This is a genomic window from Yersinia aleksiciae (genome assembly GCF_001047675.1).
Taxonomy (GTDB): Bacteria; Pseudomonadota; Gammaproteobacteria; order Enterobacterales; family Enterobacteriaceae; genus Yersinia; species Yersinia aleksiciae.
This window is the reverse complement of record NZ_CP011975.1, coordinates 2,034,140-2,049,545: the sequence shown is the minus strand read 5'-3', so window position 1 is coordinate 2,049,545 and position 15,406 is coordinate 2,034,140. Positions and strand designations below refer to the sequence as shown.

Sequence of the window (15,406 nt, the reverse complement as noted above, 5' to 3'; positions counted from 1 at the left end):
ATGAATCCTCAACGCTATGCGCGGATTTGTGAAATGCTTGCGACCAGACAGCCGGATCTGACGGTCTGTCTGGAGCAAGTACATAAACCCCATAATGTATCCGCTATCATTCGCACCGCCGATGCCGTCGGTATCCATCAAGTCCATGCCATTTGGCCCACCACCGAAATGTATACGCGGCTCTCTTCTGCTGCCGGTAGCAATAGCTGGGTACAGGTCAAAACACACCCCCATATCACCGATGCCATTGCCCATCTGAAATCGCAGGGTATGCAAATACTGGCGACGCACCTATCTGATAAAGCAGTGGATTTTCGCGAAATCGATTATACCCGTCCCACCTGTATCTTGATGGGGCAGGAGAAAACCGGTATCTCTGAAGAGGCATTGGCGCTGGCGGATCAAGACATCATTATTCCGATGATCGGCATGGTGCAATCCCTCAATGTTTCCGTCGCTTCCGCACTCATTTTATATGAAGCCCAACGGCAGCGGCAAAATGCGGGCATGTATCAGCGGTCGCAGAGTGTTCTGCCACCGGCTGAGCAACAGCGGCTGTTGTTTGAGGGCGGTTACCCCGTATTGGCGCAAGTTGCCAAGCGAAAAGGGCTACCTCAACCCCATATCGATGAGCAGGGCCAGATTATTGCCGATCCGCAATGGTGGTCTGCCATGCAATCCACGGAGTCTTAGATGAAAGGCCGCCTACTGGATGCCGTACCCCTCAGTACTCTTTCCGGTGTTGGCGCAAGTCAGGCTGGGAAACTGGCTAAAATGGGTCTGGAAACCATTCAAGACCTGCTGCTTCACCTCCCGCTGCGTTATGAAGATCGCACTCAGCTGTACCGCATTGGCGATCTACTGCCGGGTCTTTCGGTGACCGTTGAAGGTGAAGTTCTGCGTTCTGACATCACTTTTGGCCGCCGCCGCATGATGACCTGCCAAATCAGTGACGGCAGCGGCGTTCTTACTCTGCGCTTTTTTAACTTCAATGCCGCGATGAAAAACAGTCTGTCACCGGGCAAACATGTCATTGCCTATGGCGAAGCTAAGCGGGGAAATACTGGCCCGGAGATCATTCACCCTGAATATCGGGTGCATGGCGAAAATATTGGCGTTGAATTGCAGGAGTCGCTAACCCCCGTTTATCCCACCACGGAAGGCATTCGTCAGGCCACGCTACGCAAGCTTATCGATCAAGCGCTGGCGATGCTGGATACCTGTGTTATTGCTGAATTATTACCGATTGAACTGAGCCGCTCGCTCATTAGCTTGCCGGAAGCCATTCATACTCTGCATCGCCCACCAGCGGATATTCAGCTAGCCGATTTAGAGAAGGGCAAACACCCCGCGCAGCGGCGGCTGATTATGGAAGAGCTACTGGCCCATAATCTCAGCATGTTGGCTGTCAGGGCTGGGGCGCAAAGTTATCGAGCACTTCCTTTATTGGCGGAAGAGCAACTTAAGCAACGTTTTCTGGCCGCGCTGCCGTTCACGCCAACCCGCGCACAACAGCGGGTGGTAGCAGAAATTGAGCAAGATATGACGCACAACTACCCGATGATGCGACTGATTCAAGGGGATGTTGGCTCGGGCAAAACACTGGTTGCTGCGCTGGCAGCACTGCGTGCCATTGCTCACGGTAAACAGGTTGCGTTAATGGCCCCCACAGAATTACTGGCAGAGCAGCATGCAAATACCTTCCGCCAATGGCTGGAGCCGTTGGGCCTGGAAGTGGGCTGGCTGGCTGGGAAGCAAAAAGGCAAAGCGCGATTGGCACAGCAGGAAGCTGTCGCCAGTGGTCAGGTTTCAATGGTTGTCGGCACTCACGCGATGTTTCAGGAGCAGGTGAAATTTTCTGGATTAGCGCTGGTTATTATTGATGAACAGCATCGTTTCGGCGTTCATCAGCGCCTCGCACTATGGGAAAAGGGCGAGGAGCAAGGCTTCCACCCACACCAGCTCATTATGACGGCGACCCCCATTCCGCGCACCTTGGCGATGACCGCTTATGCGGATCTCGACACCTCGGTGATTGATGAGTTGCCTCCCGGTAGGACACCGGTCACCACGGTCGCCATCCCAGATACCCGCCGCAGTGATGTTATTCAGCGGGTTAAAAATGCCTGTCTGGAAGAGGGCCGCCAGGCTTACTGGGTCTGTACCCTGATTGAGGAGTCTGAGCTGCTGGAAGCGCAAGCCGCTGAGGTGACCTGCGAAGAGTTGAAAATTGCCTTGCCAGAGATAAAAGTTGGCTTAGTGCATGGGCGCATGAAAGGCCCAGAAAAACAGGCTGTTATGCTGGCATTTAAGCAGGGTGAATTGCAGCTATTGGTTGCGACCACGGTTATTGAGGTGGGGGTAGATGTTCCTAACGCCAGCCTGATGATCATCGACAACCCAGAGCGTTTGGGGTTAGCGCAATTACACCAGTTACGTGGCCGCGTGGGCCGTGGCGCTGTTGCGTCCCACTGCGTGTTGCTCTACAAAACGCCGCTCAGCAAAACCGCCCAGATGCGTTTGCAAGTGCTGCGTGACAGTAATGATGGCTTTGTTATTGCTCAGCGAGACTTAGAAATCCGTGGCCCCGGCGAGTTATTGGGTACTAAGCAGACGGGGAGTGCTGAGTTTAAAGTGGCTGATTTGCTGCGCGATCAAGCAATGATTCCGGAAGTGCAGCGAGTCGCTCGCCATCTGCATCAGCAGTATCCCGAACATGCGCAGGCATTGATTGAGCGGTGGTTGCCAGAGCGGACGCGCTATACCAACGCATAATCCACATCATCGTTCAAGTCGCAGGTGTGTTGGCTGCTCTCACGCGCCCGAATCACTTACTTATGTAAGCTCATCGGGACTTTCTCGATTGCCGCCTTCCTGCATCTTGAAACCTATTGGGCATTGAATAAGTTAGGGCGAGTCTATAATTAAACTATAGGCAGCCCCAAGCACCATTACCCGATTGCCGTAGGGAAGATCGGCAGTAACAGATAAAGCTTAATCACAATCACATTAACAATATCAATAAAGAACGCGCCAACCATCGGCACTACCAAGAAGGCTAGATGAGATGGGCCAAAGCGGTCAGTAATGGCCTGCATATTGGCAATCGCGGTCGGTGTCGCGCCTAAACCAAAACCACAATGCCCTGCCGCCAATACTGCCGCATCATAGTTTTTCCCCATCACCCGATATGTGACAAAGATAGCGTACAGCGCCATCGCCAATGCCTGCGCCGACAAAATCACCAGCATCGGTAGAGCTAATGAGGCCAGTTCCCAGAGTTTTAGGCTCATCAACGCCATGGCCAAAAACAGTGACAAACTGACGTTGCCCAGCACCGATACCGCGCGATCAAAGACTTTATAGAAACCTATCGTCGACAGGGTGTTACTGAGAATCACCCCGACAAATAACACACAGACGAAAGTGGGCAGCTCAAACATCGAGCCCTCTAGCCAGCCAGAGATCAGGCGACCCGCCATCAGACAAATGGCAATCATGGCGATAGTTTCGACCAATACCAGCGAGGTAATCATGCGACCAGCTGAAGGTTTTTCGAAGGCGGAAGGCACCTCGCTATCCTCTGGCGTGCCATCTGGTGTAGAAGAGTGCTTGACCAGATAACGGGCAACCGGCCCCCCAATCAGCCCACCGAGCACTAAGCCGAAGGTCGCACAAGCCATGGCAACTTCAGTCGCATTTTCAAAACCATAGCGCTCAACGAACACTTTACTCCATGCCGCACCGGTACCATGGCCGCCCGATAGGGTAATGGAACCAGCCAATAACCCCATCAATGGGTCTAACCCCATCAATTTCGCGAGGGCGACACCGATGGCGTTCTGCACCAACAGCAAACCAACAACCACAAAGACAAATATACTCAGGGCCTTGCCGCCAGCACGTAGGCTCGCCAAATTGGCGTTCAAGCCGATAGTGGCGAAAAATGCCAGCATCAGGGGATCTTTCAGCGACATATCAAAACTGATTTCCCAGCCAAGGGTCTTTTGCATCAGCAGCATCATAAAAGCCACGAGCAAACCACCGGCGACCGGTTCAGGAATTGTGTATTTCTTCAGGAAAGGGACAGTTTGTACGAGTTTACGGCCTAACAATAAAACCAAACAGGCCGCGACTAGCGTGCCATAGGTATCGAGATGAAACATCTTGGTACTCCATGCGATTAAAATATCGAATAAAAATATGACGTTAGACAGTTCCTTAATAAACGCCAAAGCCGTTAAGGGGGGATTAGAAAAAAAAACGCCACTAATTACAAGTTTAGTCGTTAAAAATGCAGGTTTACGCCAAATAGAAATATTTAAAAAAATGCAGCGCAACCGATTGCTTTTGTGAGGCGGATCATTAAAATGCCCTCTTTGCCGATCAGGGTATCCCACTCCATGTCTACGCAATCCGCCGAACTTGATACGCCACAACCCGTCACCACTCGCCCTAGCGAATTGATTTATCGTTTAGAAGACCGCCCACCACTCGCCCAAACACTGTTTGCTGCCTGCCAGCATTTATTGGCGATGTTTGTCGCGGTGATTACCCCCGGCCTGCTGATTTGTCAGGCGCTCGGATTACCGGCGGAAGATACCCAACGCATTATCAGCATGTCCCTGTTCGCATCAGGACTGGCATCGCTGCTGCAAATTAAAACCTGGGGGCCGGTGGGCTCTGGCCTGTTATCGATTCAAGGCACCAGTTTTAACTTTGTTTCTCCACTGATCATGGGGGGCTTGGCGTTGAGAAATGGGGGCGCAGATATCCCAACCATGATGGCGGCACTGTTCGGCACTCTGATGGTGGCCTCCTGCACCGAAATTATTCTCTCCCGCTTCCTGCATCTGGCGCGTCGCATTATCACTCCGCTGGTCTCCGGTATTGTGGTGATGATTATCGGCCTGTCATTAATTCAAGTTGGGCTGACATCTATTGGTGGCGGTTATGGCGCGATGAGCGACCATACATTCGGCGCACCGAAAAATCTGTTATTGGCGGGAGCTGTGTTGGTGGTGATTATTCTGCTGAATCGCCAGCGCAACCCCTATCTGCGAGTCGCCTCATTAGTGATCGCGATGGCCGTGGGTTACCTGCTGGCTTGGTCGCTGGGTATGCTACCTGAAAGCCGCCCAGTGGTAGACACCGCGCTGATTACCATTCCTACGCCGCTCTATTATGGCTTGTCTTTTGACTGGAATCTGCTGGTGCCGCTGATGCTGATCTTTATGGTGACCTCACTGGAAACCATTGGCGATATCACGGCCACCTCAGATGTGTCCGAGCAACCGGTTCATGGCCCGCTCTATATGAAGCGCCTGAAGGGGGGTGTACTGGCGAATGGCTTGAACTCCATGCTGTCAGCCGTGTTCAACACCTTCCCTAACTCCTGCTTCGGCCAGAATAATGGGGTGATTCAGTTGACCGGCGTTGCCAGCCGCTATGTCGGTTTTGTGGTGGCGCTGATGCTGATTGTGCTGGGCCTGTTCCCTGCCGTTGCTGGGTTTGTGCAGCATATCCCTGAACCCGTGTTAGGTGGTGCGACCCTCGTGATGTTCGGCACCATTGCCGCCTCTGGCGTGCGTATCGTGTCGCGCGAAACCCTTAACCGCCGCGCCATTATGATTATGGCCCTGTCATTGGCAGTTGGTATGGGTGTGGCACAGCAGCCATTGATTTTGCAATTTGCTCCTGACTGGATCAAAACCCTGCTCTCTTCTGGGATTGCTGCCGGTGGTATTACGGCCATCGTCCTTAACCTGCTCTTCCCACAAGAAAAATAATCTTTGCACTAGCACGTCACTGAAATGGCCGATCGTAAAGGATATCGGCCATTTTTTTATGCATGGATAATGGATTGTCTATTGAGCTAATGGACGATTTGCGGCATAAACAGGGTTCCGTATACCGACAGGCGTGAATTTACCAGATGAAATTTCTCGGGAAAGTGCTGCTAACGTTATTACTGCTCTTGGTGCTATCCGTAGTGCTCTGCTACGTCTTGATCCAAACCAGTTGGGCCGCTGGATGGCTAAGCCGTTGGGTCAGTGATAACAGCGAATATCGCCTCTCCCTGGGGAAAATAGATCACTCATGGTCCACACCTGGGCAAGTCAGTATTAAAGATGTCACGTTAGGGCGCGATAATCAGCCGCCCTTCCTTATCACCCAGCAGGCGATCATTGGCCTCAGCTGGCGGCAACTGACCGAGCCTCGCCATCTTCTCAGCCTGAATTTGCAAAATGGCAGTTTGACCCTCAACAACAACACATCGCCATTACCTTTGCAGGCAGATACCTTGCAATTGACCAATATGGCGCTGAATACCACTATTGAGCCCAAAAACTCAGCGGGCCAATGGAAAGTGACTGGCGAGCAAGTCACCGGTGGGTTAGTACCGTGGCAGCCTTTGGCGGGGAATAGTTTGGGTGAGAATGCCCAATTTCAGTTCAGTGCCGGTTCTTTAGCGATCAATGGCATCACGGCACAGAAACTTTATGTGCAGGGTTCGATACAAAAAAATGCGCTGACACTGACCACCTTCGGTGCCGATATTGCACAAGGGGAGTTGACGGGCAATGCCAGCCAATCCACTGATGGCAGTTGGATGGTTGATCGCCTGCGCCTGAGTAATATTCGTCTGCAAACTCCCGCAACCGTCGATGATGTTTGGAATACTTTCTTAAAACTGCCGCCGATAACACTCAAACGCTTTGATTTAATTGATGCGCGGGTCGAAGGGAGTAATTGGGCATTTAATGATTTAGATCTGACGCTAAAAAATATCACCTTTAAGCAGGGCGATTGGCAAAGTGATGAGGGTGAACTCTCCTTCAATGCGGGGGATATTATTAAAGGTAATATTCATCTGATTGACCCGATCGCCACATTGGCTTTATCACCTGCTGGCGTGGCAATTAATCAGTTCTCCACCCGCTGGCAGGATGGGCTGTTAAGAACACAGGGGCAGTGGGTGCGTGATACCCGTCGCTTGCAGCTAGATGAGCTGACACTGGTGGCGCTAGTCTATACCCTCCCTGCTGATTGGAAGCAGCAATGGCAACAAACACTGCCAAACTGGTTGTCAGAGGTCTACGTCGGCAAGCTAAGCGGGAGCCGTAACTTGTTGATTGATATCAGCCCTGACTTCCCATTCCAGATTACCTCGTTGGATGCCGCAGGTACTGAGTTACTGCTGGCTAAAAACCATCAATGGGGCGTGTGGTCGGGGTCACTGATGTTGAATGCTGGTAACGCGACCTTCAATAAAAATGATGTTCGCCGCCCATCACTGGCGCTCAGCGCCAATGAACAACAGATCACCGTTAGTGATTTAAGCGCCTTTACCAAAGAGGGTTTGCTGGAAGCCACCGCCAGCATTGACCAAACCCCTGTCAGAGCTTTCTCTTTGGGGCTAACTGGCCGTTCTGCTGAGCTGGATATTTTGCAAAACTGGGGCTGGCCAGCATTGCCACTGCAGGGGTTGGGTAATGTGAAGTTGCAGATAAAAGGCAGTCTGGCGGCTGATACCACGCTAAAACCAACCGTTAACGGCTCCCTACAGGCAACTGATAGCCACGGACAGCAAGTTAATCAAATCATGCAGCATGGTGAGGTGCATAGCGCAGCGGCTCAATAAGAGGGCTAACGGAGCGGCAACAGAATACCGACTCAGTAAGCTGAAACTCTCCGGTTACGTCAATGGAAAAGATCCAGACTGCTCGAAGAAGCTCTGTGGAACGTAATTATTGATTTTGTTTTCATAGCAATACTCAATGATCTGCCGTTTACTGGTGACACCCGCTTTGCGATAAATGCTTTGAGTGATATTGCAGATTGTCCGTGTGGATAAGAACAGCTGTTTAGCGATCTCTGGGCTTGAGAAGGCATGCAAAAGATAAAACAGCACCTCCCACTCTCTTTTGGTGAAGAAATCTGATGGTGGAGTGAATGTCAGTGAGGTGGGGATTTTTATTTTTGTTAAGCGGGTTAACATGGTGTCAGTTACCGGTTTCCCATGAAAAATAACACCCTGAGATACGCCATTCGCATCAATTAACGGGTATTTATCGCAGAAATAAGGTTGGAAATAGGAGCGTCCATCGAATAAGTGTATTTCAACTGTTGTAATGCGATCTTGTAATAATTCTACCTGCCGATCATGTGCCTGCCACTCATCTTGAAACTCTGAAACAGGTGAAGGAAGCTCACCATCTAATCGTCCTTCCATAGTAAAATTAGCAGGCAAGTCATATAATCGGTGTAATCTAGGGTTTGTATAAATGAATCTTGATTGATTATCTTTTACCCCCCAAGGCTCAGAACTGTGTTCCCAAAATCGGATTAACATCTCTAGTGAATCAGTTAGCGACTTATCCATTATTTTCCCCTTCTAACTTTCAATTTCCCTTACATTAATGGGAAAGAACCTGAGTATTCGAAGAAGCTTTGCGGAACATAATTATTGATTTTGTTTTCATAACAATACTCAATGATCTGCCGCTTACTGGTGACACCCGCTTTCTTATAGATACTTTGGGTGATATTGCAGATTGTCCTTGTGGATAAAAACAGCTTTTTAGCAATCTCTGGGCTTGAGAAGGCATGCAAAAGATAAAATAGCACCTCCCACTCTCTTTTGGTGAAGAAATCTGATGGTGGAGTGAATATAAGTGTTGTGGGGATTTTTATTTTACTTAAGCGAGTTAACATTAAATCCGTCACAGGTCGATCATGAAAAATAATACCTTGAGACACCCCATGCTCATCTATTAGTGGGTATTTATCGCAGAAATAGGGCGTGAAATAGGAATTGCCATCATATAGTTGTATGTCTACTGATGTAACTCGCTCTTGTAATAATTCAACCCGACGATCATGCCGCTGAAATTCAGCCTGAAACTCTGCTGCTGGTGTAGGTATTTCACCATCTAACAACCCTTCTATACTATAATTATCGGACAAGTTAAGTAATTTATTAACTCGACGATTTGCATAAACAAATATTGATTGGTTATCCTTTATCCCCCATGGCTCAGAACTGTGTTCCCAAAATCGGATTAACATCTCAAGTGAATCTGTTAGTGATTTCTCCATTACGCCCCCATTTATATATCAACTTTCTTTCACTAATGGAAATGGCCCTGAGTACTCGAAGAAGCTTTTCGGTACAAAATTATTTATTTTGTTCTCATAGCAATAATCAATAACCTGACGCGTACTAGAGAAACCTAGTTTTTTATAAATACTTTGAATAACATTGCAAACGGTTTGTGATGACAGACAGAGTTTTTTAGCAGTATCAGCATTTGAGAAGGCATGTAAAAGATAAAATAGCACTTCCCATTCTCTTTTAGAGAAAATCTCTAATGGAGGCATTAATACTAATGATGTGGGCATTTTTATTTTATTTAAGCACGTTAATATCACATTGGTAACAGGTCTGGCATGGCAAACAACGCCTTGGGATATACCTTCTTCGTCGATTACCGGATATTTATCGCAGAAATAAGCCGTGAAATAAGAAAGTCCATCAAATAAATGTATTTCAATAGAGGTGATACGATCTTGCATTAACTCAACCTGTCGATCTTGTTGCTGAAATTCAGTCGCAAACTCTGCTATGGGTGTCGGAAGTTCACTATCGAATCGCCCTGCCAGGCAAAACTCATCAGATAAACCGAGCATCTTATTAACGCTACGATTTGCATAAACATATCTTGAGCGATTGTTTTTTACATACCATGGCTCTGAACTCTGCTCCCAAAAACGCTTAAAAAACTCAAGTGATTTGAATAATTCTTTTTCCATTGTATTTCTCCTATTATGCTTAATTTCCCTTACATTAATGGAAAGGATCCTGAATATTCAAAAAAACTTTGTGGGACATAGTTATTAATTTTCTTCGCATAACAATATTCAATGATCTGCCGCTTACTGCTAACATCTGCTTTCTTATAGATGCTTTGGGTAATATTGCAGACAGTCCGTGATGACAGATGAAGTTTTTTAGCAATCTCTTTGCTTGAAAACGAATGTAAAATATAGAACAACACTTCCCACTCTCTTTTTGAGAACAACTCTGTTGGTGGCGTAAATATAAGTGATGTTGGGACTTTTATCTTATTTAAGCTTGTTAATATTATGTCTTGTACCGCTCTTGCATGAAAAACAAGTCCCTGGGCAACCCCCTGTTCATCGATTAAAGGATATTTATCGCAAAAATAAGGCTGAAAATATGAGCGCCGTTCAAAGGCATGTATTTCGATTGTTGTTGCGCGCTCTTGCGATAATATTGCCTGCCTATCATGCTCTTGAAACTCGGTCTGAAACTCTGCTGTAGGTGCAGGAAGTTCACCATCTAATCGACCTTCGACATTAAATCCATTCGGTAAACCTAATAGCTCACTAAATCTATCATTCGCATAGATAAATACTGATTTGTTATCCTTTACTCCCCAAGCTTCTGAACTGTTATTCCAAAATGGAATTAACATTTTAAGCGAGGTCAACAATGTTTTCTCCATGATTTCACCCTCTTAATCTTGGTTTTTTCTGACTCTTCTAATAATTTCATGACCTCTATAATCGATGAATCTGCTGGGCCATATCTCTTGAGGTGAAATACCAATGGCGTTTGCGATAATCATTTCACCTTTTGGCCATGGGCGAGTGAGTGCGTTAGATAATGTGCATGGGGATAATCCATTTTCTCTTGATAATTCGGCAAGAGAACCTTTTTCCTTTCGTATCGCAGCTAAAATATCTTGTTTATGCCAGTCTTTGTTCATTTTAATTCACTCCAAATAATGCTAATGGAATATAGTTTGTTATATTTATTTAACATGCCGTTAAATTATCTTATGACAATATTAAATTGACTTAGCCTATAGAATACCAAGCAAGTAAATAATAATTAGTCAGCCGATATAAGGCAGCCGATATAAATTAATCATCAGCAACGGTTTAAAACTTATTAAATATCTATTTCCAGTAAACGTCCAGTGCACTTAATACTCGAATTACAATAAACATTACTACGGCGGAATATCACAGAATAACCCCACCAGCTTTTAACTAATATATATATATTCTATAGTAGCCCCATAGTTGATATATTAATCATGGGAGTTTTTAAGAAAGACGAATTGATTTTTATGGCGAAATAGTGGGATAGAGGAATACGTAGGCGGCGGGTGAACCGATAAACAACCATAGGGGAGCTGTTTACCGGTTCACTATTTTACAATGCTTGTTCACTAACTGATGGTTAACCATAAGCCGACAAATTCATAGCCACTGTGCTGCTCAAATGTCGGCAGTGTTGGATTACCCCAATCGTTATTACGAATACCCGTGCCGGGATCGTAATAAAGCCCGTCGGAGCCACGGGCAAGCATATGAAGCGCTTGCGGGCCAGAGGCCACACAAATCAATTGAACTTGCCCACCGTTGGGGTCGGCATAAGCGGCAGCTGTATGCACATTTTGCTGACCGACCACGACCTCACAGGCGACCTGTTCATGCGGGTACAACATACCTAAGGCAAATAAGCCCGCAGTGGTGATACTCACCGATACCGTGCGAGTGAAGTCCATTGCCACGGCGGCCATAGCGGCCGGAGAGTTATATCCCCCCGCCGCCACATTGGCCCCACCATCGGGGTTGAGTATGCCCGTCAGACCATAGATTTTATTCTTAGCCGTCACAAAATCATCAAGTTGGTAAATCACATTGGTGTTTTCCAAATAGGTGATAATGGTACTTTCCGGCCAGTCCGCAAAGGCAGCCAGTGTGGCCGTTAGCGCGTAGGCACCACACTCATTACTGAGTGGTGGCTGAGTCAATTGACCCACAGGGTCATCGAATTGGCCTAACAAGAGATTGAGTGGAATGCTGGTTGTTAGATTAGGCATAGAGCCTCCTCATAGAAAATTTAGGATTAACAATGTGTTGTCGCAAAAAATACGGCGCAGTTGATCAGGCTGCCCGTATACAGGTTGCTGCTATCAAGCCGACGTTACCGTCCAAGTGCCTTGCGGGTTGTAAGTCACGTTAAATGCGGTCACCCCTTGAGTGGTATCGCATATTGCAGAACCGACCGACGAGGTGGAGAAATTGATCACCGTCCCCGGCTGGTAAGTCCCGGTTTGGACATAGAAGCTCAGCACCGGCTGACAATCGATATTTTTACTCGGTTCCGCATTGATAAAGCTCGATAAGACTGTGCCGCCGCTGGCGCTTTGTACCGCTAACCCCGCATTCAATACTTCCGTAATCGGATTGAAGGCTGGGGTGATAATGCGATAAGCGCCGGGCTGGACGCCCTCGGTATAACTGGCAGGTGACAGACCTAGCGAAGGGTCAACGGAAAGTAGCGTGGTGTTGGCCGTTTGTACTCCTGCCGTCGCAGAGGTTAAATCGACCGCCTGGCTGGAGGTGATGTATCCCGAGTCTTGCCCGACGCTCAAATTAGGTAGCTGAGTTTGGGCGCCAGCATAGAACTGCATTAAGCATTCAAAGGTCAGCACAGAACCTGAGTTCGCATAAGGCTGCAACACTTCTTGGTAGATACTGTTGGAGTAGACTTTAGCGCCGCCGGTATAAATCGCCGGTTTTTGGAAGAAGAAGAAATCCTGCGCTGTTGGGCTGTTATTGATTACGTTAATTGTATAGAGAGTACTCATATTGTGTTCCTTAATAGATAAGAGAGAAACATCATTAGGTAGTACATCTGATACTCTACCCACAGTAGAAATTGCAACCTGCGTGCCAACCAACTAATTGATTGAATTATCACTATTAATTTAATTTTCGCGTGCTAAAAACTGGCGAATATGGACGATTCCGTCCAGAGAAAAAAGAGCATTGGCCGAAAACGACCATGGGCGCGGATGTCGACTCATTCCGGCTGAAGCCACTCAGATAGCCGCTGAGTCGCTCGGCTAACAAAAGGGGGGGCTCCATGGAGATCGATGCTTTTCAGCATGCTGGATAGCAGGGTAATAGCTTCCGGTTTTCGCCGCGTTTGGGCTAACAAGTTGGCCAGTTCGTGGGTCGCAACCAGTTGGGCAGGCACGACCCCCAATGTTTGGGCGGTCGCAATGGCGCACCGAAAACCTTGTTCTGCGCCAATAAGGTCATTCAGTGCTTCTCTGGCGCGGGCTTTAACGACCATCAATTCGCTGAGATAGGCGCGCTCTTGGTGCTTGAAGGCGAGTTCCAGCGCCGATGAAATCAGGGTGTCGCACTGTTGTGGCTGCCCAGACAGCAGTAATAACTCACCACGTTTCCATGCTTGAAAGGAGTGAAATAGCTTACCGCCCTGGCAAAATAGATAGGTTTCATCGCCATCCAGCATATGCAGTTCTGCTTGAGCATAATCATGCTGCATCAGTAGATGGCACCCTTTCAACAGCTTCCCCAGCCCCTGATAAAACGCAAAACCATATTGCTGCGTCACTGTTTCTAACCCATGGGTCAATCGGCCCAAACTGTCACTGTCTTCGAATAGACAGGCCAGCCATGCCGCCCCACGTAGTGAGATAACGCGATGAAAAGTAATAATATTTTCATCAGCGGCGCGTAACTCCAATTTTTTAGCGATCTCTCTGGCCCGCTTAAAGTTGCCCAGTTGCAAGAGTGCCAGCCCTTCCAGCGTCAGCGCCATGCCGACCAAATCCAAACCCTGTTGATCGGTATATTCGCCAGGCGTACTCAGCAATTTGCTGCGCAATAGGCAGGTCAAAACTTCCTGATTATCCCCAAGCCAAAACAGGGTACTAGCCAGTGCAATGTGTGCTTCACGCCATATCTGCGCTGTTTTTTCTGTCTGACCACGTTGCAGTAATTCCTGAGCCAGTGTGCGGACCAGAGGCAAATCAAGGGCCATGAGCTGCGCTGACCAGCGCCAGAAAGATAGCTCGGCCAACTCGGACTCATCGCCAGTCTTTTTACCCAATGTGATCGCATCATTATGATATTTCAGAGCATCATGACTTAACCAGCCATGCAGCATTTGATAGCTGAGGCTGAGTTGACGATAGAGGTTGTAATGGAGCTGCCGCACCTCCTCATCTAACGTAATCCCCACCAGCAGTTGTAATCCTTTTTGCAAATCGGCAATGGCTTCATGGTAGGCAGCACACTGCATCAACCGCATTCCTTCCTGCAAATGCTGTAGGGCGATGGGCCGTTTATCCATCCGACCTTGAATGCGCCGCTCAACCGATTTACGGCTGATACCCAATAATTGGGCTGCGGCGGTTTTATTGCCAGTGGTGCGCTGTAGTGCGCGCTCGATCAACAGCTGTTCCACTACCACCAACTTATCGCTCCCCGGCAGGGCCAGCATGGCGTCAGCCAGTAGATCTGACGACACTTTCACCTCCAACTGCGCAGTTGGCATAAAAGTGTCCAGCACTTCGCGAGTGATTAAGTGGGTATCCGATAATGCCGCTAATCTGTCGACTAAATTGCGCAATTCCCGCACATTGCCCGGCCACGGATACTGTTGTAAGTGGGACATCGCATGGGCGTTGAAAACGAGTCGGTGAGTTTGCAGTGAGGCGAAATATTCAATTAGGGCGGGGATATCTTCTCTGCGCTGGTTGAGTGCGGGAATATCCAGCGTGATGACCCCTAAGCGGTAGTAGAGATCCTCCCTGAAAACACCACTTTTGACTTGGGTCAGCAGATTCCGGTGAGTCGCCGCGACCACTCGCCCTTTAAAATGACGCACATCACTGCTGCCAATCGGGCGAAATGTGCGCGTTTCCAATGCGCGTAGCAACTTGGGCTGCACCGATAAGGGCATTTCACCGATTTCATCTAAAAACAGAGTGCCACTGCCGACCATTTCCAAATGGCCACGCCGGTCACCTGATGCCCCGGTAAAGGCGCCTTTAACATGACCAAATAGCTCCGCTTCCACCAAATGCTCTGGGATCGCGCCACAGTTAAGATCAATAAAGGGGGCCGAGGGATTTTTACTGTGTTGATGGACCAACTGAGCAATCACCTCTTTGCCGCACCCCGTGGGGCCACAAATCAGTAAGCTTTGCTGTGATGGCGCGACCCGCTCAACTAAGCGTAAAAGCTGACTAAATGCCGGGGACGAACCTATAACATTAATTGATGAATTAACCTCAGATGCTGGCATGACTCCCTCCTTGACACCAAGGATGGAGAGAGAGAATCGAACCATCTGGAGGTGATTGCTGTGATTACACTATGGGGAAAAATGAATGTCTCAGTGGTTTTTATCTAATAATATCAATAATATTTAATGCACTAGCGCGTAATCTGCACATCAGGTAGGCGGTGTTCACCCTGCCTTTTATGGCGAAAAATCAGGGCCATGAATATATAACTGTAAGTTATCTATTAGATATTGCACATT

13 protein-coding genes are annotated in these 15,406 nt (G+C 48.1%); 4 read left to right on the top strand and 9 right to left on the bottom strand.

What is annotated here, in order from left to right; genetic code table 11:
* On the top strand, window positions 1-693 hold the full coding sequence (gene trmH, locus ACZ76_RS09295; protein WP_048618702.1) for a tRNA (guanosine(18)-2'-O)-methyltransferase TrmH: 693 nt from the start codon (window positions 1-3) through the stop codon (window positions 691-693).
* A complete protein-coding gene (gene recG / locus ACZ76_RS09290; RefSeq protein WP_048618701.1) occupies window positions 694-2,775 on the top strand; it encodes an ATP-dependent DNA helicase RecG in 2,082 nt (693 codons plus the stop codon). It abuts the gene before it with no gap.
* Window positions 2,776-2,951: 176 nt separating this feature from the next.
* Here recG and gltS read toward each other — a convergent pair whose 3' ends face one another.
* Window positions 2,952-4,166 (bottom strand): sodium/glutamate symporter, encoded by a 1,215-nt coding sequence (gene gltS, locus ACZ76_RS09285; RefSeq protein WP_048618700.1) that lies wholly within the window; start codon window positions 4,164-4,166, stop codon window positions 2,952-2,954.
* Between the two features lie 237 nt (window positions 4,167-4,403).
* Here gltS and ACZ76_RS09280 point away from each other — a divergent pair, with 237 nt between their 5' ends.
* Window positions 4,404-5,789, top strand: a complete 1,386-nt coding sequence (locus ACZ76_RS09280; RefSeq protein ID WP_048618699.1) for a uracil-xanthine permease family protein — start codon at window positions 4,404-4,406, stop codon at window positions 5,787-5,789.
* A gap of 146 nt (window positions 5,790-5,935) precedes the next feature.
* On the top strand, window positions 5,936-7,645 hold the full coding sequence (locus ACZ76_RS09275) for an AsmA family protein (RefSeq protein ID WP_048618698.1): 1,710 nt from the start codon (window positions 5,936-5,938) through the stop codon (window positions 7,643-7,645).
* Between the two features lie 54 nt (window positions 7,646-7,699).
* Here the strand turns inward: ACZ76_RS09275 and ACZ76_RS09270 are convergent, their stop codons facing one another.
* The 8 genes from ACZ76_RS09270 to ACZ76_RS09235 form a co-directional block, all read right to left on the bottom strand.
* On the bottom strand, window positions 7,700-8,386 hold the full coding sequence (locus tag ACZ76_RS09270) for a helix-turn-helix transcriptional regulator (RefSeq protein ID WP_048618697.1): 687 nt from the start codon (window positions 8,384-8,386) through the stop codon (window positions 7,700-7,702).
* A gap of 29 nt (window positions 8,387-8,415) precedes the next feature.
* Entirely contained in the window at window positions 8,416-9,102 is a 687-nt protein-coding gene (locus ACZ76_RS09265) for a helix-turn-helix transcriptional regulator (protein WP_048618696.1), read from the bottom strand.
* 18 nt (window positions 9,103-9,120) lie between these two features.
* Window positions 9,121-9,816, bottom strand: coding sequence for a helix-turn-helix transcriptional regulator (locus ACZ76_RS09260; RefSeq protein WP_048618695.1), 696 nt, complete (start codon window positions 9,814-9,816; stop codon window positions 9,121-9,123).
* A 29-nt stretch (window positions 9,817-9,845) separates the two neighbouring features.
* Window positions 9,846-10,532 (bottom strand): helix-turn-helix transcriptional regulator, encoded by a 687-nt coding sequence (locus tag ACZ76_RS09255; protein ID WP_048618694.1) that lies wholly within the window; start codon window positions 10,530-10,532, stop codon window positions 9,846-9,848.
* A 12-nt stretch (window positions 10,533-10,544) separates the two neighbouring features.
* On the bottom strand, window positions 10,545-10,796 hold the full coding sequence (locus tag ACZ76_RS09250; protein ID WP_048618693.1) for a helix-turn-helix domain-containing protein: 252 nt from the start codon (window positions 10,794-10,796) through the stop codon (window positions 10,545-10,547).
* 468 nt (window positions 10,797-11,264) lie between these two features.
* Window positions 11,265-11,921: a hypothetical protein gene (locus ACZ76_RS09245; protein ID WP_048618692.1), complete on the bottom strand. Its 657-nt coding sequence runs from the start codon at window positions 11,919-11,921 to the stop codon at window positions 11,265-11,267.
* 93 nt (window positions 11,922-12,014) lie between these two features.
* A complete protein-coding gene (locus tag ACZ76_RS09240) occupies window positions 12,015-12,692 on the bottom strand; it encodes a hypothetical protein (protein WP_048618691.1) in 678 nt (225 codons plus the stop codon).
* Between the two features lie 215 nt (window positions 12,693-12,907).
* The gene (locus ACZ76_RS09235; protein WP_048618690.1) at window positions 12,908-15,166 is read right to left on the bottom strand and encodes a sigma-54 interaction domain-containing protein; all 2,259 of its coding nucleotides are present in this window, start codon (window positions 15,164-15,166) and stop codon (window positions 12,908-12,910) included.
* Window positions 15,167-15,406: the final 240 nt, after the last annotated feature.